The sequence below is a fragment of the Pedococcus sp. genome (assembly GCF_036554925.1).
Lineage (GTDB): Bacteria > Actinomycetota > Actinomycetes > Actinomycetales > Dermatophilaceae > Pedococcus_A.
Map to the genome: position 1 here is coordinate 1 of NZ_DATBMI010000128.1, position 16,996 is coordinate 16,996.

17 protein-coding genes and 1 tRNA gene are annotated in these 16,996 nt (G+C 73.9%); 5 read left to right on the forward strand and 13 right to left on the reverse strand.

Features of this window, described 5'->3' with window-relative positions; genetic code table 11:
* Positions 1-869: pyridoxal-phosphate dependent enzyme (locus tag VIB11_RS10835; protein ID WP_332031122.1), on the reverse strand; the 869-nt coding region annotated here is incomplete at its 3' end.
* A 101-nt stretch (positions 870-970) separates the two neighbouring features.
* Here VIB11_RS10835 and VIB11_RS10840 point away from each other — a divergent pair.
* The 3 genes from VIB11_RS10840 (at position 971) to VIB11_RS10850 (ending at position 4,668) form a co-directional block, all read left to right on the forward strand.
* Complete coding sequence (locus VIB11_RS10840) at positions 971-2,224, forward strand: SGNH/GDSL hydrolase family protein (RefSeq protein ID WP_332031124.1); 1,254 nt, start codon at positions 971-973, stop codon at positions 2,222-2,224.
* A gap of 70 nt (positions 2,225-2,294) precedes the next feature.
* On the forward strand, positions 2,295-3,518 hold the full coding sequence (locus VIB11_RS10845; RefSeq protein WP_332031126.1) for an acetyl-CoA C-acetyltransferase: 1,224 nt from the start codon (positions 2,295-2,297) through the stop codon (positions 3,516-3,518).
* 109 nt (positions 3,519-3,627) lie between these two features.
* Positions 3,628-4,668 (forward strand): DUF695 domain-containing protein, encoded by a 1,041-nt coding sequence (locus VIB11_RS10850; protein ID WP_332031128.1) that lies wholly within the window; start codon positions 3,628-3,630, stop codon positions 4,666-4,668.
* Positions 4,669-4,680: 12 nt separating this feature from the next.
* Here the strand turns inward: VIB11_RS10850 and VIB11_RS10855 are convergent, their stop codons facing one another.
* The 10 genes from VIB11_RS10855 to VIB11_RS10900 form a co-directional block, all read right to left on the reverse strand.
* Positions 4,681-5,004: a hypothetical protein gene (locus tag VIB11_RS10855; RefSeq protein WP_332031130.1), complete on the reverse strand. Its 324-nt coding sequence runs from the start codon at positions 5,002-5,004 to the stop codon at positions 4,681-4,683.
* Between the two features lie 2 nt (positions 5,005-5,006).
* Positions 5,007-5,879: a Bax inhibitor-1/YccA family protein gene (locus VIB11_RS10860; protein ID WP_332031132.1), complete on the reverse strand. Its 873-nt coding sequence runs from the start codon at positions 5,877-5,879 to the stop codon at positions 5,007-5,009.
* Between the two features lie 177 nt (positions 5,880-6,056).
* Positions 6,057-6,133, reverse strand: a tRNA-Leu gene (locus VIB11_RS10865).
* 625 nt (positions 6,134-6,758) lie between these two features.
* Positions 6,759-7,613 (reverse strand): SDR family oxidoreductase, encoded by an 855-nt coding sequence (locus VIB11_RS10870; protein WP_332031134.1) that lies wholly within the window; start codon positions 7,611-7,613, stop codon positions 6,759-6,761.
* Between the two features lie 2 nt (positions 7,614-7,615).
* On the reverse strand, positions 7,616-8,560 hold the full coding sequence (locus tag VIB11_RS10875) for a Ppx/GppA phosphatase family protein (protein ID WP_332031136.1): 945 nt from the start codon (positions 8,558-8,560) through the stop codon (positions 7,616-7,618).
* The gene (locus tag VIB11_RS10880) at positions 8,557-9,087 is read right to left on the reverse strand and encodes a DUF501 domain-containing protein (RefSeq protein WP_332031138.1); all 531 of its coding nucleotides are present in this window, start codon (positions 9,085-9,087) and stop codon (positions 8,557-8,559) included. The genes VIB11_RS10875 and VIB11_RS10880 overlap by 4 nt, the downstream gene beginning before the upstream one ends.
* An 8-nt stretch (positions 9,088-9,095) precedes the next feature.
* Complete coding sequence (locus tag VIB11_RS10885) at positions 9,096-9,731, reverse strand: septum formation initiator family protein (protein WP_332031140.1); 636 nt, start codon at positions 9,729-9,731, stop codon at positions 9,096-9,098.
* Positions 9,732-9,739: 8 nt separating this feature from the next.
* Entirely contained in the window at positions 9,740-11,032 is a 1,293-nt protein-coding gene (gene eno / locus VIB11_RS10890; RefSeq protein WP_332031141.1) for a phosphopyruvate hydratase, read from the reverse strand.
* Between the two features lie 184 nt (positions 11,033-11,216).
* Entirely contained in the window at positions 11,217-12,140 is a 924-nt protein-coding gene (locus VIB11_RS10895) for a pseudouridine-5'-phosphate glycosidase (protein WP_332031143.1), read from the reverse strand.
* Entirely contained in the window at positions 12,137-13,288 is a 1,152-nt protein-coding gene (locus VIB11_RS10900) for a PfkB family carbohydrate kinase (protein ID WP_332031145.1), read from the reverse strand. The genes VIB11_RS10895 and VIB11_RS10900 overlap by 4 nt, the downstream gene beginning before the upstream one ends.
* Before the next feature lie 73 nt (positions 13,289-13,361).
* On the opposite strand from VIB11_RS10900, the gene VIB11_RS10905 reads away from it, so the two are divergent.
* Positions 13,362-13,886 (forward strand): 2'-5' RNA ligase family protein, encoded by a 525-nt coding sequence (locus VIB11_RS10905; protein ID WP_332031147.1) that lies wholly within the window; start codon positions 13,362-13,364, stop codon positions 13,884-13,886.
* Between the two features lie 27 nt (positions 13,887-13,913).
* On the opposite strand, the gene VIB11_RS10910 is transcribed toward VIB11_RS10905, so the two are convergent.
* Both VIB11_RS10910 and VIB11_RS10915 read right to left on the reverse strand, forming a co-directional pair.
* Positions 13,914-14,126: a hypothetical protein gene (locus VIB11_RS10910; RefSeq protein ID WP_332031149.1), complete on the reverse strand. Its 213-nt coding sequence runs from the start codon at positions 14,124-14,126 to the stop codon at positions 13,914-13,916.
* Between the two features lie 172 nt (positions 14,127-14,298).
* Positions 14,299-14,607, reverse strand: coding sequence for a hypothetical protein (locus VIB11_RS10915; protein WP_332031151.1), 309 nt, complete (start codon positions 14,605-14,607; stop codon positions 14,299-14,301).
* 152 nt (positions 14,608-14,759) lie between these two features.
* Here VIB11_RS10915 and VIB11_RS10920 point away from each other — a divergent pair.
* The coding region (locus tag VIB11_RS10920; protein WP_332031153.1) for a BTAD domain-containing putative transcriptional regulator at positions 14,760-16,996 on the forward strand (2,237 nt) is incomplete at its 3' end.

The following is a 16,996-nucleotide window of genomic DNA, read 5'->3' on the forward strand; positions in this document are numbered from 1 at the left end:
AGGTCCTTGGCCGCGCGCAGGGCCGCGACGACCGCCATGCCGCAGGAACCACCCACCAGCAGGCCCTCCTCGCGGGCGAGCCGGCGGGTCATCTCGAACGAGTCGGCGTCGCTGACCGCGATCACCTGGTCGACGACCTTCGGGTCGTAGGCGCTCGGCCAGAAGTCCTCACCCACGCCCTCGACGAGGTAGGGCCGGCCCGAGCCGCCGGAGTAGACCGAGCCCTCGGGGTCGGCGCCGATGACCTGCACCCGGCCGCCCTCGCGGTCCTCGGAGACCTCACGCAGGTAGCGGCCGGTGCCGGTGATGGTGCCGCCCGTGCCGACGCCGGCGACGAAGTGGGTGACCTTCCCGTCGGTGTCCTCCCAGACCTCCGGGCCGGTGGTGGCGTAGTGCGAGTTCGGGCCCTCGGGGTTGGCGTACTGGTTGGGCTTCCAGGCGCCCTCGATCTCCTTCACGAGCCGGTCGGAGACCGAGTAGTAGGAGTCGGGGTGGTCGGGCGCGACCGCGGTGGGGCACACCACGACCTCGGCGCCGTAGGCCTTGAGCACGTCGCGCTTGTCCTGGCTGACCTTGTCGGGGCAGACGAACACGCACTTGTAGCCCTTGCGCTGCGCCACGAGGGCCAGGCCGACGCCGGTGTTGCCGGAGGTCGGCTCGACGATGGTGCCGCCGGGCTCGAGCTCGCCCGAGGCCTCGGCGGCCTCCACCATGCGCAGGGCGATGCGGTCCTTCACGGACCCGCCCGGGTTCATGTACTCCACCTTGGCCAGGACCGTGCAGGCCACGCCTGCGTCCTTGGTGACGTTGTTGAGCTTGACGAGGGGCGTGTTCCCGACGAGGTCGGCGATGTGCTCTGCGTACTTCACGCGGGCCATCCTCTCAGACGGCGGACAGGCGGGGTTCGGGCACCGGTGGTCGGGGGCGGTCGTTACGGTGGTGTCACCAGCGCCGGGGAACAGGAGGTCCGATGAGCCGGGCGCGACGCGCACGCAGGATCGCTGCCACCGCGGCATACGGCGGGGGTGGCGTCGCAGCGGGGATCGGAGCCCTGGGGGCGATCGGCTACGCCGTCCTCAAGGCGGAGGCCATGATCGCCCGCCGGGTGGTCGGCGTGCACTTCGACGGCGCCCCCGACGACAACGGCCTCTACGGCGCGGGGATCGGCGACCCGGTCGAGTTCGTCGTGCTGGGCGACTCCTCAGCGGCAGGGATGGGCGCCGACAACCGCTACCAGACGGTCGGCGCCATCATCGCCAACGGCATCTCCGCCCTCACGGGTCGCCCGGTGCGGCTGACCAACGCCGCCGTGGTCGGTGCCGAGTCCTCGGGCCTGGAGCAGCAGCTCACCACCGCGCTGGCCGAGGTGGAGAGGCCGCACGTCGCCGTGATCATGGTCGGCGCCAACGACGTGACCCACCGGATCGACAAGGCGATCGCGGTGCGCCACCTCGAGACGGCGGTGGTGCGCCTGCGCGAGCTCGGCACCGAGGTCGTCGTCGGGACCTGCCCCGACCTGGGCACCGTGACGCCGATCCCCCAGCCGCTGCGCCTCGTCGGCCGCCGGTGGAGCCGCGACCTGGCCGCGGCTCAGACCGTCGCGGTGGTCGAGGCGGGCGGCCGCACCGTCTCCCTCGGCGACCTGCTGGGCCCGGAGTTCTACGAGCGCCCGCACGAGCTGTTCAGCCAGGACCGCTTCCACCCCTCCCCCGCGGGCTACGCGCGCTGCGCCGCCGCCCTGCTGCCCAGCGTGTACGCCGCGCTCGGCGTCTGGGAGGGCACCCCGGTCGCCGAGCGACTCCCCGACCGGCGCCGTGGAGAGGGCATCGGCCCGGTCGCCGTGGCCGCCGAGCAGGCCGTGCTCGACCCCGGCACCGAGGTCAGCGCCGTCGAGATCGCCGGCCACTCGCGCGGCCCGCGAGGGCGCTGGGCCAAGCTGCTGCGTCGGCCGCGCAACCCCGTGCCGAACCGCACGGATGCGCGCCGGGCCGACCAGGGCCGCACCGACGAGGGGCGCACCGACCAGGGCCGCACCGACCAGGGCCGCACCGACCAGGGCCGCACCCACGAGGGGCGGACCGGCGGGGCCCGCGCTGCGGAGGGCCGCACTGAGGTGGACGGGCGGGCGGTGGCGGCCGAGGGCGGCGCCACCGACGGCCCCACCGGTGGGGCGGGCGGTGGCGCCCCGGAGGAGACCAAGGCCACACCAGAGCCGAGCGCGTGACGGCATACGATCGACGCTGACTAAGCGACCGCTTAACGCGGGCGCACCCTCGACGAGGAGGAACTCCGAAGTGACCGAAGCAGTGATCGTCTCCACGGCCCGCACCCCGATCGGGCGGGCGTTCAAGGGCTCCCTCAAGGATGTCCGCCCCGACGACCTCTCGGTGGCCGTGATCAACGCGGCGCTGGCGAAGGTGCCCGAGCTGGACCCGTCCCTGATCGAGGACCTCTACTGGGGCTGCGCCGAGCCCTCCGGCCGCCACGGCTCCAACATGGCCCGCGTCGTCTCCGTGCTCGCGGGGTTCGACCACCTGCCCGGCGCGACGATCAACCGGTTCTGCGCCTCGTCGGTGCAGACCACCCGGATGGCCTACCACGCGATCAGGGCCGGCGAGGGCGACATCTTCGTCTCCGGCGGCGTCGAGTGCGTCTCGCAGTACACCAACTGGGCAGGGGCAGGTGGCTCGACCGGCGACGACCAGAACCCCAAGTTCGCTGCCGCCAAGGCCCGCAGCGAGCAGATCGCCAAGGACAACACCACCTGGACGGACCCCCGCTCCGAAGGCCTGGTCCCCGACGTCTACCTCTCGATGGGGCAGACGGCCGAGAACGTCGCCACGCTGCGCGGCGTCTCCCGCGAGCGCCAGGACGAGTGGGGCGTCACCAGCCAGAACCGAGCCGAGAAGGCCATCGCCGACGGCTTCTTCGAGCGCGAGATCGCCCCCGTCACGCTCGCCGACGGCACCGTCGTCAGCAAGGACGACGGCCCGCGGCCCGGTGTCACGCTGGAGGCGGTGAAGGCCCTGAACCCCGTCTTCCGCGAGAACGGCACCATCACTGCCGGCAACTGCTGCCCGCTCAACGACGGTGCGGCGGCCGTGGTCGTGATGAGCGACCGCAAGGCCCGCGAGCTCGGCCTCACCCCGCTCGCGCGGGTCGTCGCCACCGGCGTGTCCGCCCTCTCCCCCGAGATCATGGGCCTCGGCCCAGTGGAGGCGTCCCGTCAGGCGCTCGCGCGTGCAGGGATGTCCATCAAGGACATGGACCTCTACGAGATCAACGAGGCGTTCGCCGCCCAGGTGCTGCCGAGCGCCGACGACCTCGGCATGGACTTCGAGAAGCTCAACGTCCACGGCGGGGCGATCGCCCTCGGACACCCCTTCGGCTCGACCGGTGCCCGCATCACGACGACGCTGCTCAACGGCCTGCAGGCCCGCGACGGCCAGTTCGGGCTCGAGACGATGTGCGTGGGCGGTGGCCAGGGCATGGCGATCGTCTACGAGCGCCTCAGCTGACGCTCCCCGCTGACGCTCTCCACTGACGCTCTCCACGCCAGGGCGGCTTCCGGGGTGATTTCCCCGAAAGCCGCCCTGTCTCGTGCTGGCCTCCGCGACCATGGCAGACATGCGCCTCTTCCACCGCGACGCACCTCCGGACCGGCAGGCCACGGCCATCGCCGGCTTCTGGTCGTGGTGGGCGGAGGAGGGCAGGCACGCCGTGGCCTCCGCGATCGCGGACCGCGAGCCCGAGCGCGTGAGCGAGGAGCTGTCCTCGGCCGTCAGCGCCATCGACGCGGGGCTCGCGTGGGAGCTCAGCGCGGGGACGACGTCCGAGCACCTGCTCGTGGTCAGCCCCGAGGGCGATCCCGACCTGCGTCCGCTCGCCTACCGCTGGCTCCGCTCCGCACCGCCCGCTGACGCGGTCTGGGGGTATGCCGCCGCCCGCCAGCCGGTCCCGGACCCTGAGGCCGTCGTCCTCGGCATCGGTGACGCCGAGGTGTCGTTCGGCGACCTGCGGCTGGGGGCGCGGCGCGAGGGAACCCACGTGGACGTCGTGGTGCACCACCCGGCGTTCGCGTCGCTCGAGGAGGGGGTGCAGCGTCAGGTCGCGTTCCTCGCGCTCGACACTGCGCTCGGCGAGGAGGACGTGGAGGCCTGGGTCGGCGAGATCCAGGTCTCGGGGGACCCCCCGTTGGAGGCTTTCAGCCTGCGTGGCCTGCGGGCCGTCGTGCGCGACCTGCGCGAGGAGCACACCGGCGACGACGGGTCGCCGTCCTGGGTGCTGCTCGAGGCGGACGGCGCCGACGGGCCGGTGCTGGCCGCGGCGCAGGTGCCCCTCTCCCCCGTCACCGCACCGCACCTCGACACCCACGTCGCGGTGCTCGTGCCGTATCTCGACCAGACCGAGCGCGGCTACCCGGGACCGGGCTCGCTGGAGCCCCTGCGGTCCCTCGAGGACCACCTCGCGGACCGGATCGGCGGCAGCGGGCGGATCGTCGCGCACCAGTCGCACCGCGGCATGCGGGTGCTGCACATCTACGTCGACTCCTCGACCCCGGCGGTGGAGCAGATGCGCGCTGCCGTCAACGCCTGGGACCAGGGCAGGATCCGCGTCCAGGTGACCCCGGACCCCGGGTGGCACCACGTCGCCCACCTGCGGGGCTGAGTGGCCAGCGGCTCAGGCGAGCGCTCGGCGCAGCGCGGCCAGCTGGGCGGCCAGCTGTCCTGGCACGGCGCGCGTCACGGCAGCGGAGTCCACCCCTGCGCCGGAGCGCCCTGACGCGGGCGAGGCGCACGTGTCGTACACCAGCACGGTCAGCTGGTCGATGACCGCGGCAGGCCCGAGGTCGGGCACGTCCTGCCCAGCGAGCTCCACGACGACGCTGCGCACCAGAGGCATGTACGACAGCGCGTGGCCCAGCGGCAGCTGCTGCCACCGCTGGGCCACGCGCCGGAGCTCCTCGGCGACCTCCGGGGGGACCGGAGAGGTCGCGGGAGCCACGTTCACTCGCTGCGCAGGCGGCCGAGCAGGCGCAGGATCTCGAGGTACAGCCAGACCAGGGTGACGATCAGGCCGTGGGCCAGGAGCCACGAGTACTTCTGCGGCGCCCCTGCGGCGATGGCCCGGTCGATCGAGTCGAAGTCCAGGGCCAGCGAGAAGGAGGCCAGGCCGATCGCGAACAGCGAGATGCCGATCCCGAGGGCACCCGTGCCGCCGATGCCGAACGAGCTGTTGGTGATCAGGGCGTAGCCGAGGTTGACCAGCGCGAAGATCGCGTAGCCGATGATCGCCATGGTCACGATGCGCCGGAACTTCTCGGTCACCTTGATCAGGCCGGTCTTGTAGGCGAGCAGCATGCCCGCGAACACCGACAGGGTGGCGATCACCGCCTGGGCGACGATCCCCTTGAACGGGTCGGTGACGGTCGGGTCGTCGAACGCGAGGCTGTAGATGTTGCTGATCGCGCCGACGAACAGGCCCTCGACCACCGCGTAGGCGACGATGAGCGGCACGCTGATCGTCTTCTTGAAGGCGATGACCAGGCCGAGCCCGAGGGTGCCGGCGATGCCGGCGAGCATGATCACGGGCCCCCACGTGGGAGCGAGCCTCCAGCCGACCACGGCGAACAGGAGGACGATGGAGAACAGCCCCAGCGTCTTCATGACGACGTCGTCGATGGTCACCCGGCCCATCTGCACCGGGGTGGCGGGCTGCTGCTGGTACATCTGCTCCAGCTGCTGGCTGCTCAGCTGGTCCGTCGCTGCCCACCCCGCGGTCGACGGGGGCGGCGGCTGCGGGGCACCGCGGTCGCGGAAGCCGGCATAGCCCTGCTCGGCCTCGCGCTCGATCCGGCTGAAGACCGGGTTACTGGCCATGGGTCAGTCCCTCCTTGGGGGCTCGGGCGGCCGCTGCGGGCCGTCTCTACACAGCCTAATCACTGGGCCGGCGCCGAGGTTCCCCACCCGTGCGTGTCTGGGGGCGGGGTCGCCGTGCCGGGCGCCTCCGCGCCGGGCCCGTCGTGTGGCCGAGCGCGTCTCGCGCGCGTGGTCGTGTGGTGCCCCCGACGGGATTCGAACCCGCACCACGGCGATTTTAAGTCGCCTGCCTCTGCCAGTTGGGCTACGGGGACGCCGCACAGCCTACGGCGCGGTCGGTCGGGGCGCGGGCGTGGTCGGCCCCACCGCCGGCAGCGACGCCGTCGGTCGGGGCGCCGGAGTGGTCGGGGCGGCGGCCTGCAGCGACGCCGTCGGCCGAGGAGCCGGGGTCGTCGGGGCGGCGGCCGGCAGCGACGCGGTGGGCACCCGGGTGGGCTCAGGCGTGGGAGGGACGGGCCCGGGAACGGTCGACTGGTTCGTCCGCCCCGGCTCCCCCGGCACTCCGGTCGACTCGCCCGGCCCCCTGCTCGCTGCCAGCCAGACGCCGAGCGCAGTCAACGCCACCAGGCCGCCCAGCGCCAGGGCCCTGGCCGGGCCCCGCCCGGCGGGTGCGCCGGTTCCCCCGGGGGTGGCGGGCGAGGTCTGCTGCGGGCCTCCCTCGCGGGTTTCCGGTCCTGCTCCGTCCGTCGTCGGACGCACGATCGTCACTGTCATGGCCTACCCCCTGGTCCCCTGGAGGGCGCGGTCTCGGTCAGCCGGTCCCTCTCGGGCCCAGCGTGGCGCGAAGTCGGTCCCGTTGTCGCCGCAATGCGGGAAATCCGTGCTTTGCCCCGGACCGGGACTGCGGCGGCAGATGTCCCCACGCCCGTGCGTCAGCCCCTAGTCGGACCCACGGCTGCGGCGCGCCGAGCGCTCCAGGCGCCGGTACGTCGTGACCTGAAGTCGCGCGACGCCCTGCATCAGCGCCGGTGCGTAGCGGTGCACCCGCCAGAGGGTCTGGGCGAGGGCACCCACCGGGATCACCGCCCGGTTGGCAGCGAGACCCTCCACGGCGCGGCGGGCGACGTGCTCGGGGGTGAGGAAGCGCGGCTGGGCCAGCCGGATCCTGGCCCGGACGCTGGGCCCACCCAGGGACGCGGGCGCGGCATACACGTCGTCGAGGAGCGGGGTGTCCACGACGGCAGGGCACAGCACGCTGACCCCCACCCCGCGGCCCGCCGCCTCGGCCCGCAGGGCCAGCGACAGTCCGACGACCGCGTGCTTGGTCGTCGTGTAGGGCAGCATCCCCGGCGCTGGGACGAGCCCCGCCAGCGAGGCGGTGTTGAGGATGTGCCCGGAGCGCTGCGCGCTCATGACCGGGTATGCCGCGCTGACGCCGTGGACCACGCCGCGCAGGTTCACGTCGAGGGCCCGGGACCAGTGCCTCTCGTCGAGCTCCTCGAGGAATCCCCCGACGGCGACGCCGGCGTTGTTGACCATGACGTCGAGCCGTCCGTGGGCGGTGACCGTGTCGCGCACCAGCGCCCGCACTGCCTCCGGATCGGCGACGTCGACCACCGCGGCCTCGGCAGGGGGGCCGAGCTCTCCGGCCACGGCGCGGGCACGCTGCCCGTCGAGGTCGGCGACCACCACGCGGCCGCCGCGCGACACGAGCTCCGCGGCGATGGCCCGGCCGATGCCCGAGCCGCCGCCGGTGACGATGCAGACCCCGGGCGCGAAGTCGCGACGCGCCATCGTCAGCCGGCCAGGCTGAGGGCGATGCCGTCGAGGATGTCGTGCTCGGAGGTGATCACCCGGGTGGTCCCGGCCTCGCGGGCCACCCGCTGCACGACCTGGTGCCAGACGAGGGCGCCGGCACCGATGACGTCGACACGGCCCGGGTGCATGAAGGGCAGCGCCGCGCGGTCCGCGCGGGTCAGGTGCAGCAGGGACTGGCAGGACCGCAGGGTCTCCTCGGGGGTCAGCTCGGTGAGGTGGATGCGCGTGGCGTCGTAGCCGGGCAGCCCCAGGGCATGGGCGGTGACCGTGGTGATGCTGCCGGCCAACCCGACGAGAGCCTTCGTGCCGGCGAGGCCGACCGCGTCGGCGGCCTCGCCGATGGCCGCGTCGATGTCACGGGTGGCCGCGTCGATCTCCGCCGCGGTGGGCGGGTCGCTGCGCAGGTGCCGCTCGGTCATCCGGACGCAGCCGATGTCGACCGACCGGGCAGCCTCGACGGCGTGGGTCCCGCGGACGAACTCGGTCGACCCGCCTCCGAGGTCGACGACGAGGTAGGGCCCCTCGATCCCTCGGCGCCGCAGCCCGCCGGTGGCGCCGCGGAAGGACAGCTCGGCCTCCTCCGCGCCACTCACCACCTCGGGCGAGGTGCCGAAGTCGGAGAAGGCCTCGCGCACCCCGGCGACGAACTCCTCGGCGTTGCGGGCGTCACGGGAGGCGGACGTCGCCACGAAGCGCACCGCCTGCACCCCCGCGGACCGGCACTGGCCGGCATACTCCGCCGCCATCGCCACGGTGCGGCGCATCGCGTCGGGGTCGATCACACCGGTGCGGTCGACGCCGTGGCCGAGGCGCACGACCTCCATCCGACGCAGCACGTCGGTGAGCGCGCCGTCGCCGTCGGTGTCGGCGATGAGCAGCCGGATCGAGTTGGTGCCGCAGTCGATGGCACCGACGCGGGTCACCCCTGGCCGCCCGCAGCCGGCGCGTCCGGCACACAGGAGCCCGAGGCCCACCACTCGCCGAGCAGCTCGAGCGCCTCGTCGCCCAGCGGGTTGACGCCCGGCCCGGCGGCGAGGGAGTGCGCCACGAGGACGTGCAGGCACTTGACGCGCGTGGGCATGCCGCCCGCGGAGACACCCGCGATCTCCGCGACCTCGCCGAGCGCCGCACGGCGTCGGAGGTAGTCGTCGTGGGCTGCGGCGTACCGGGAGGCGAGGTCGGGGTCCTGCCCGAGCCGCTCGGTCATCTCGCGCATCAGACCGGAGGTCTCCAGGGTGCTGATCGCGCCGGTGAGCTTGGGGCAGGTCGCGTAGAAGGTCGTGGGGAACGGCGTGCCGTCAGGGAGCCTGGGCTCGGTCGTCAGCACGTCCGGCTGGCCGCACGGGCAGCGGTGCGCCACGGCCGCCACGCCACGCGGGACGCGCCCGAGCTGGGCGTGGACGGCGTCGAGGTCAGCCTGGCTGGCGGCCTCGGGCCGCGTCGTGCTCATGGTGCTCCCTACTTCTCTGGCGCCTGCACCGGCGCCCTGACGGCGGCCGCAGGGCCGGAGTCGGCCACCTTGGCCGACTCCCAGAGCTGGCCGTACCAGGGGTGGTCCTGCGTCGACTTCGGCGCGGCCGCCACCCCGGGGGCCGGCTGCCTGGCGGCGGGGTCGCCGTCGATCACGGTGTACGAACGGTCGCCGACCTTGACGAACTTCAGCCGCTCCCGGGCCTGCTGCTCGACGTAGGCGTTGTCGCTCCAGCGAGCCTGCTCCTTCTGGAGCTCCTCGACGGTGAGCCGCTGTGCCGCCACCCTCTCGCGCATCGCCTCGATCTCACCCTGCTGGTGCAGGTAGGAGCGCAGCGTGGGGACGAGGGTGATCGCCAACAGCACGACGATCGAGGCCAGCACGAGGACCCGCCGCAGCGAGCGGACACCTCTGCCGTCGCGGGCCGCTCGGGCCGCAGCCGCCTGCCGGAGCGGGCCAGCCTTCGCGGCGGCGCGCGAGGCGGCCGGCTTCGCTCCCGGGCGCCCGGCGGCGGTCTTGGCTCCCGGGCGGGCGGCCGCGGTCTTGGCACCGGGGCGCGCGGAGGCCCCACGTCGCGCGGGTCTGCGCGGCGTGGAGCCCTGCCCCCCGGTGCCGGTGGCCATCGGTCAGGTCAGCCCCGAGCCTGCCCGGCGAAGCGTGGGAAGGCGGCGGCGCCGGCGTAGACGGCGGCCTCGTCGAGCTCCTCCTCGATGCGCAGCAGCTGGTTGTACTTCGCGACACGCTCGGAGCGGGCGGGGGCCCCGGTCTTGATCTGGCCGCAGTTGGTGGCGACGGCGAGGTCGGCGATCGTGGTGTCCTCGGTCTCACCCGAGCGGTGGCTCATCATGCAGCGGTAGCCGCTGCGGTGGGCGAGCTCGACGGCATCCATGGTCTCGGTGAGCGAGCCGATCTGGTTGACCTTGACCAGCAGCGCGTTGGCCGTGCGGCTGTCGATGCCGCGCTGCAGCCGCTCCGGGTTGGTGACGAACAGGTCGTCACCGACGAGCTGGACGCGGTCGCCGAGGCGGTCGGTCATGGTCTTCCAGCCGTCCCAGTCGTCCTCGTTGAGCGGGTCCTCGATGGAGACCAGCGGGTAGGCGTCGACCAGCTCGGCGTAGTAGTCGACCATCTGCTCGGCCGTCTTGCTGGCGCCCTCGAAGGTGTAGGCGCCGTCGGTGTGGAACTCGCTGGCGGCGACGTCGAGGGCCAGGGCGATCTGCGTGCCGGGCTCGTAGCCGGCCTTCTCGATGGCCACGAGGATGAGGTCGAGCGCCTCGCGGTTGGAGGCGAGGTTCGGGGCGAACCCGCCCTCGTCGCCCAGCCCCGTGGCCAGGCCGCGCTCCTTCAGCACTGCCTTGAGCGCGTGGTAGACCTCGGTGCCCCAGCGCAGCGCCTCCCGGAAGGAGTCGGCACCGATGGGCGCGATCATGAACTCCTGGATGTCGACGTTGGAGTCGGCGTGGCTGCCGCCGTTGAGGATGTTCATCATCGGGACGGGCAGCACGTGCGCGTTCGGGCCGCCGACGTAGCGGAACAGCGGCAGGCCCGAGGACTCGGCCGCGGCGCGGGCCACGGCCAGCGAGACGCCGAGGATGGCGTTGGCGCCGAGCTTGCCCTTGTTGTCGGAGCCGTCGAGGGCCAGCATCTCGGCGTCGACGAGGCGCTGCTCGGAGGCCTCGAAGCCGAGGAGCTTGGGCCCGATCTCGTCGAGCACCGCGTCGACGGCCTTCTCGACGCCCTTGCCGCCGTAGCGGCTGTCATCGCCGTCGCGCCGCTCGACCGCCTCGAAGGCGCCGGTGGACGCGCCCGAGGGCACCGCCGCCCTGGCGATCGTGCCGTCGTCGAGGGCGACCTCGACCTCGACGGTCGGGTTGCCTCGGGAGTCGAGGATCTCGCGGGCGCCTACTGCCTCAATCGTGGCCACAACTGCTCCTGAGCATGCCGAATCGGGGGACGACGGGTACGCCCCGCAGCCTAGCCGCTGGCCGGTGCCGGGTCGCCGACCGACCCGCGCCCGGGGGCACGGGGACGGCGCGCCCGGGGGCACGGGGACGGCCGCACCCGGGGGACGCGGGACGGCCGCGCGAGGCGGCCGCGCGGCATACCCCTCAGGCGCCGCGGGACCAGGCGACCGCGAGCGCGGCGCCGAGCCGGGCGTTGCTGCGCACCAGCGCGATGTTCGTCTCCAGCGACCGCCCGCCGGAGAGCTCGACGATCCGGCCGAGCAGGAACGGCGTGACGTCCTTGCCGTGGATGCCGTGCTCCTCGCACTCCCCGAGCGCGGTGGCAATGAGCCCGTCGATCTCGTCGCGGGGGATCTCGTCGGCGACCGGCACGGGGTTGGCGACCGAGACGGCGCCGGACAGCCCGAGGTCCCACTTGGCCCGCATCATCGCGGCGATCTCCTCGGCCGAGTCGAGCCGCATCGGGGCCGTGAAGTCGCTGGTGCGCGAGTAGAACGAGGGGAACGCGTCGCTTCCGTGCACGACCACGGGGACGCCGAGCGTCTCGAGCGTCTCGAGCGTGAGCCCGATGTCGAGGATCGACTTCACGCCGGCGGAGACCACCGCCACGTCGGTCTGGCCCAGCTCGGTGAGGTCGGCGGAGATGTCGAAGCTGGTCTCGGCGCCACGGTGCACGCCGCCGAGGCCGCCGGTGACGAAGACGCGTATGCCGGCCAGCGCGGCCAGGCGCATCGTGGAGGCCACCGTCGTGGCCCCGTGGGCCCCGGTGGCCATGACGTAGGGCAGGTCGCGCAGGCTCACCTTGGCGACGTCGGGGTGGGTGGCCAGGGTCTCGAGGTCGTCGCGCTCGAGGCCGATCCTCGGGACGCCGCCGAGGACCGCGATCGTGGCCGGGGTGGCGCCGCCGTCACGGAGGATCCCCTCGACCTCGACGGCCATCTCCACGTTGCGGGGGTAGGGCATCCCGTGGCTGATGATGGTCGACTCGAGGGCGACGACGGGGCGGCCGGAGGCGAGCGCACCGGCGACCTCGGGCGAGAGCCTCAGGGCGGGGTGGGGGGTGGTCATCGGGTCTCCTTCGTGGCGGCGCGCCGGGCCGTGCGGAGCTCGGCGTCGATGAGGCGGGGGCTGAGGTCGGGGCGGACGGTGTCCGGGCTCGCGACGGTGAGGGCGGCGGCCATCTGGCCGAACTCGGCCGCCTCGGCGGGCGGGTCGCCGCGCAACAGCGCGTGGACGAAGGCGGCGGTCATCGCGTCGCCCGCCCCGGTCACGTCGACGGCGGTGGCGGGCGGGGCCTGCAGCGTGGTGACGATCGAGCGGCCGTCCTCGCCGCGGCTCGAGAGGATGCTGCCCCTCAGGCCGCGCCGCACCCACACGTGCTCGACGCCACGGGCGTGCACCGCTCGCGCAGCCTTCGCGATGCCCTGCCGGGTGTTGGGCAACGGGGCTTCGACGATGGCGGACAGCTCGTCGAGGTTGGGGGTGATCGCCAGCACCGGCCGGTCCGGGTTGAGCGTCTCCGCGAGGTGCCGGCCCTTGACGACGCTGACCGGCTCGAGGACCACCGGCACGCCGACCGCGGCGGCGTAGTCGAGCAGCCAGGCCGTCACGGCGGGCGGGATGTTGCCGTCGACGACGAGCACGTCGGCGTGGGCCACCAGCTCACGGCAGGAGGAGAGCTGGCGCACGGTCAGCTGGTCGGTGACGGCCATGTTGGACACCGCGACCAGCAGCTCGCCCGTGGAGTCCATGACCGCGAGGTAGGTGCCCGTCGACCCCTCGGCGACGATGACGTGGTCCACGGCGACGCCCGCCTCGCGGGTGGCGGCCGTGACCTGCTCCCCGAACGCGTCGCGCCCGACGGCGGCGACGAGGTGGGTCGGGCTGCCGAGCCGGGCGAGGTTCTCGGCGATGTTGCGGCCGACCCCGCCCGGGGTGGTGTGGGCCACGCCGGGGTTGCTGGTGTGCAGCTGGGCCGGCCCGGCCGAGTGGGCCTTGACGTCCATGTTGGCGCCGCCCACGACGACCACGGACCGCGCGACGGGCGGCAGGACGTAGCCGCGGCCGAGGATCGCACCCTTCTTCATGAGGTTGGACAGGTGGACCGAGACCGAGGCCCGGGTCGCGCCGAGGCGGTCGGCGATGGCCGCCGCGTCGAGCATCGGCTCGGCACGGAGCAGGTCGACGATGTCCCGCTCGCGCTGGGTGAGGGTCATATTTGGAATGTTAAGGCCCCTTTACACAACCAAACAAACCACAGGGACCCGCCGACCGTGCCAGCATGGGCCCGTGGCGCTCGCCGTGTGCCTGCTCTTCGACGCCCGGGGCGACCGTGCCGTCCGCCGGCTGTGGGCGCAGCTGGAGGAGCACGGCATACCCACGCTGCTCACCCACACCCACGGCCGGCACGTGCCCCACGTGTCGTATGCCGTATTCCGCACGTTCAACGTGGAGCGGGTCCTCGCGGCCGAGTCGGCGCTCCCGCCTGCCGGGCCCGTCACGCTCCGGTTCGACGCGGTCGGCCTGTTCCGCCGCCGCCGGGGCGCCCTCATCGCCGCCTCCACGCCGTCGCTGCTCGGGCGGCAGGCGTCGGTGGTGGCGGCCGGGGCGGCGACGGGCGCCGAGCTGCACCTGCACTACCGGCCGGGCGTCTGGCTGCCCCACTGCAGCCTCGCCACCAGCGTCAGCAGGACCGCCATGCCCGTCCTCGCCGCGGCGGCCTTCGACGTCCTGCCCCTCGAGGTCGTGTGCGACCGGCTGGTCGTCGTCGACAGCGCCACCGGGCAGCGGTGGGCCCTGCCCCACGGCTCGTGAGGCAGGGCCGCCACGCCCTCGCATGGCTCAGGCAGGGTGCGCGGGGGCGTGGCACCGGCGGGAGGCGACAGCCAGGCCCGCGCCGGCGAGCGCGACTCCGGCCAGGACCCCCGCGCCGAGCTGGAGGGGCTCCACGGCGTTGTCGCCGACCAGCATCCTCGCGACGACCGGTGGGCTCGGGTCGACAGGGATGCCCAGGTAGTGCATCTCGTAGAGCTCCTGCGAGTAGGGAAGGACCACGGTGGGCTCCGGCGAGGGGGCGACCGGTCCGCCGTCGGGCCGGGCGCTGGCCGCACGCCGGCCGGGCCGGCCAGGCTCACGGCGACGAGAGAGGCTGCGGCGAGACCGGAGGCTGCCCGCCGGGAGGTGGTGCGTGTCATGGCGATGTCTCCCTGTCCTGGTGGTGGTGGGTCTAGACCGGTGAGTGGGCGTGGTGGCGGCGGGAGGCCACCGCCATGCCGGCCCCGGCCAGCGCGACGCCGGCCAACAGGCCCGCGCCGAGCTGGAGCAGCTCCACCGCGTTGTCGTCGACCGCCACGAACGCGGTCGTGGAGGCGCTGCCCTGCCCGCCCTGGTAGGGCTGCGACCAGGCCGGCCACTCGTGCGGGCCGCCGGTGCCCGGGTCGGGCCTGGCCGCGGCGGGGCCGGCGAGGGAGAGCGCGATCAGCCCGGTGGCGCCCGCAGCGGCCGCTCCCCGGCGAATGGTGGTGAGGTGTGACATCTCGGTTCCCTTTCCTGTCCCCTGCGCTGGTGGTGGAGCCGGCTGGCTCCGGACCCGTTCTGGCAGAGCCCGGTTCCAGTGCGGTGCTGGGCCGGTATCACGGCGGTATCGCGGTGGTTGACGCATCTGCCGGATGGGTCGACCGTCGAGCCATGGGGATCGGGGTCCTGGGACAGCTCGAGGTCGACGGCGCCACGTCGACGCTCGGCCTCCGCGACCGCGTCGTGCTCGAGGCACTGGCCGTGAGCCCGGGCGCGTCGGTGAGCGCCGACGCGCTCGCCGAGGCCATCTGGGGTGAGCACCCGCCGGCGTCGTGGTCGAAGGTCGTCCAGGGATGCGTCGTCCGCCTGCGCAAGGTCCTCGGCGTCGACGCGATCGAGACGTCACCGCAGGGTTACCGACTCATCCACCACAGCGACCACGTCGACCACCTGAGGTTCGCCCGGCTCCTCAGCCGGGCGCGCGAGCTGGTCGCAGGTCGGGAACCGGAACGGGCGGCCCACGTCCTGCGGGAGGGGCTCGCGCTGTGGCGCGGCGATCCGTTCCCCGACCTCGCGGAGTGGGGGCCCGGGCGGGTGGCGAGCGAACGCCTCGTCGAGCTGCGCTCCGAGGCGGAGGAGCTCCTGGTCGAGGCTGGGCTGCTGGCCGGGCACCACCGGGAGGCCCTCGGCCCGGCCCAGCAGCTGGTGCACGAGGCTCCGCTGCGCGAGCACCGCTGGGGGCTGCTGGCGCTGGCGCTCTACCGGGATGGGCGCCAGGCACAGGCGCTGGAGACCATTCACCAGGCGCGCCGCGTGCTCCGCGACGAGCTCGGCCTCGACCCCGGCCCGGAGCTGGTGACCCTGGAGCAGGCGATCCTCAACCAGGACCCGTCCCTGGCGGTGGACACGGCAGCAGCCCCGCCGAGTGCGGCCTGCCCCTACCTCGGGCTGGTCACCTACGGCGTCGCCGACGCCCCCGCGTTCTTCGGTCGCGAGCAGGAGACGGCGGACTGCCTGCGGCGTCTCGACGAGGCCGGGGTCCTGGCCCTCGTGGGGCCGTCAGGTTCGGGCAAGTCCTCCCTCGCCCGCGCGGGGGTCGCGGCGGCCCTGGAGCGTGACGGGATGGCGGTGCACGTGGTCACGCCCGGCACACGGCCGACGTCGACGCTGGCGGGGGTGCCGCGGCGGCGTGGCACGGTCCTGGTGGTGGACCAGTGCGAGGAGGCGCTGGTGCTCGACGAGGGACAGCCCGAGCGCACCGAGTTCTTCGCCGGCCTGGTCGACTTCGCCGGGGACCACCCCCTGGTGGTGACGATGCGGGCCGACCGCCTGGGTGAGCTGGCGCCCCACCCGGACTTCGCCCGTCTCGTGGAACGCGGCCTCTACCTGCTCGGCCCGATGGGCGAGAGCGACCTGCGCCGCGCGATCGAGGGGCCGGCCTCGCAGGCGGGGCTGCGGCTCGAGCCGGGACTCGTCGACCTGCTCGTGCGCGAGGTCGTCGGCGAGCCCGCCGCCCTCCCCCTGCTCTCGCACGTGCTGCGCCAGACCTGGGCTCACCGGGAGGGCGGCACGCTCACCGTCGAGGGGTATGCCGCGACCGGCGGCGTTCGCGAGGCGGTCGCCCGGTCGGCAGAGGGGCTCTATCGCGGCCTCGACGCCGCCCGGCAGGCGATGCTCCGCGAGCTGATGCTGCGGCTGGTGTCGCCCGACGAAGGCGGGGACCCGGTGCGGACCCGTGTGCCGCGCCGCACGGTGGCCGCGGACGAGGCCCACGGGCTGCTGGTCGAACAGCTCGTGGGGGCACGACTGCTGTCCTCCGACGGCGACACCGTCGAGATCGCCCACGAGTCCCTCGCTGTGGCCTGGCCACGGCTGCGGGCGTGGCTCGACGAGGACGTCGAAGGACTGCGCATCATGCGGCATCTCGCCGTCGCGGCCGAGAGCTGGGACGAGCTGGGCCGGCCCGACAGCGAGCTCTACCGGGGGGTGCGACAGGCCCGGGCGGCGGAGTGGGCCCAGACGACCGACGCCGGCCTCACCGGCACCGAGCGCGACTTCCTCGACGCGTCGGCCGCCCTCGCCGAGAAGGAGCAGCGGGCCACCGAGGCCCAGGTCCGGCGGGAGCGGCAGCTCAACCAGCGCCTGCGCCTCGGCCTCGGTGTCGTCGCGGCACTGCTGGCAGCTGCGATCGTCGCCGGAACGCTGGCGATCGCCGCAGCGGAGCGCGCCGACCAGCAGGCCGCCGCAGCCTCCGACCGGGCTCGTGCCGCCGACGCGCGTCGTCTCGGTGCCGAGGCGCTGCGGTCCGACCAGCTCGACAGGTCGCTGCTCCTCGCCGTGGCGGGGGTGTCCCTGGACGACTCCCCGGACACGCGCACCAACCTGCTCGCGACGCTCGACCGCGCCCC

Excerpts from the sequence above, each read along its gene's own strand:
- VIB11_RS10880 (WP_332031138.1), bottom strand. The coding sequence starts at position 9,087 with ATGAGCACGACGCGGCCCGAGGCCGCCAGCCAGGCTGACCTCGACGCC.
- VIB11_RS10895 (WP_332031143.1), bottom strand. The coding sequence starts at position 12,140 with ATGACCACCCCCCACCCCGCCCTGAGGCTCTCGCCCGAGGTCGCCGGT.
- VIB11_RS10850 (WP_332031128.1), top strand. The coding sequence starts at position 3,628 with ATGCGCCTCTTCCACCGCGACGCACCTCCGGACCGGCAGGCCACGGCC.
- VIB11_RS10915 (WP_332031151.1), bottom strand. The coding sequence starts at position 14,607 with ATGTCACACCTCACCACCATTCGCCGGGGAGCGGCCGCTGCGGGCGCC.
- VIB11_RS10840 (WP_332031124.1), top strand. The coding sequence starts at position 971 with ATGAGCCGGGCGCGACGCGCACGCAGGATCGCTGCCACCGCGGCATAC.
- VIB11_RS10885 (WP_332031140.1), bottom strand. The coding sequence starts at position 9,731 with ATGGCCACCGGCACCGGGGGGCAGGGCTCCACGCCGCGCAGACCCGCG.
- VIB11_RS10860 (WP_332031132.1), bottom strand. The coding sequence starts at position 5,879 with ATGGCCAGTAACCCGGTCTTCAGCCGGATCGAGCGCGAGGCCGAGCAG.
- VIB11_RS10900 (WP_332031145.1), bottom strand. The coding sequence starts at position 13,288 with ATGACCCTCACCCAGCGCGAGCGGGACATCGTCGACCTGCTCCGTGCC.
- VIB11_RS10870 (WP_332031134.1), bottom strand. The coding sequence starts at position 7,613 with ATGGCGCGTCGCGACTTCGCGCCCGGGGTCTGCATCGTCACCGGCGGC.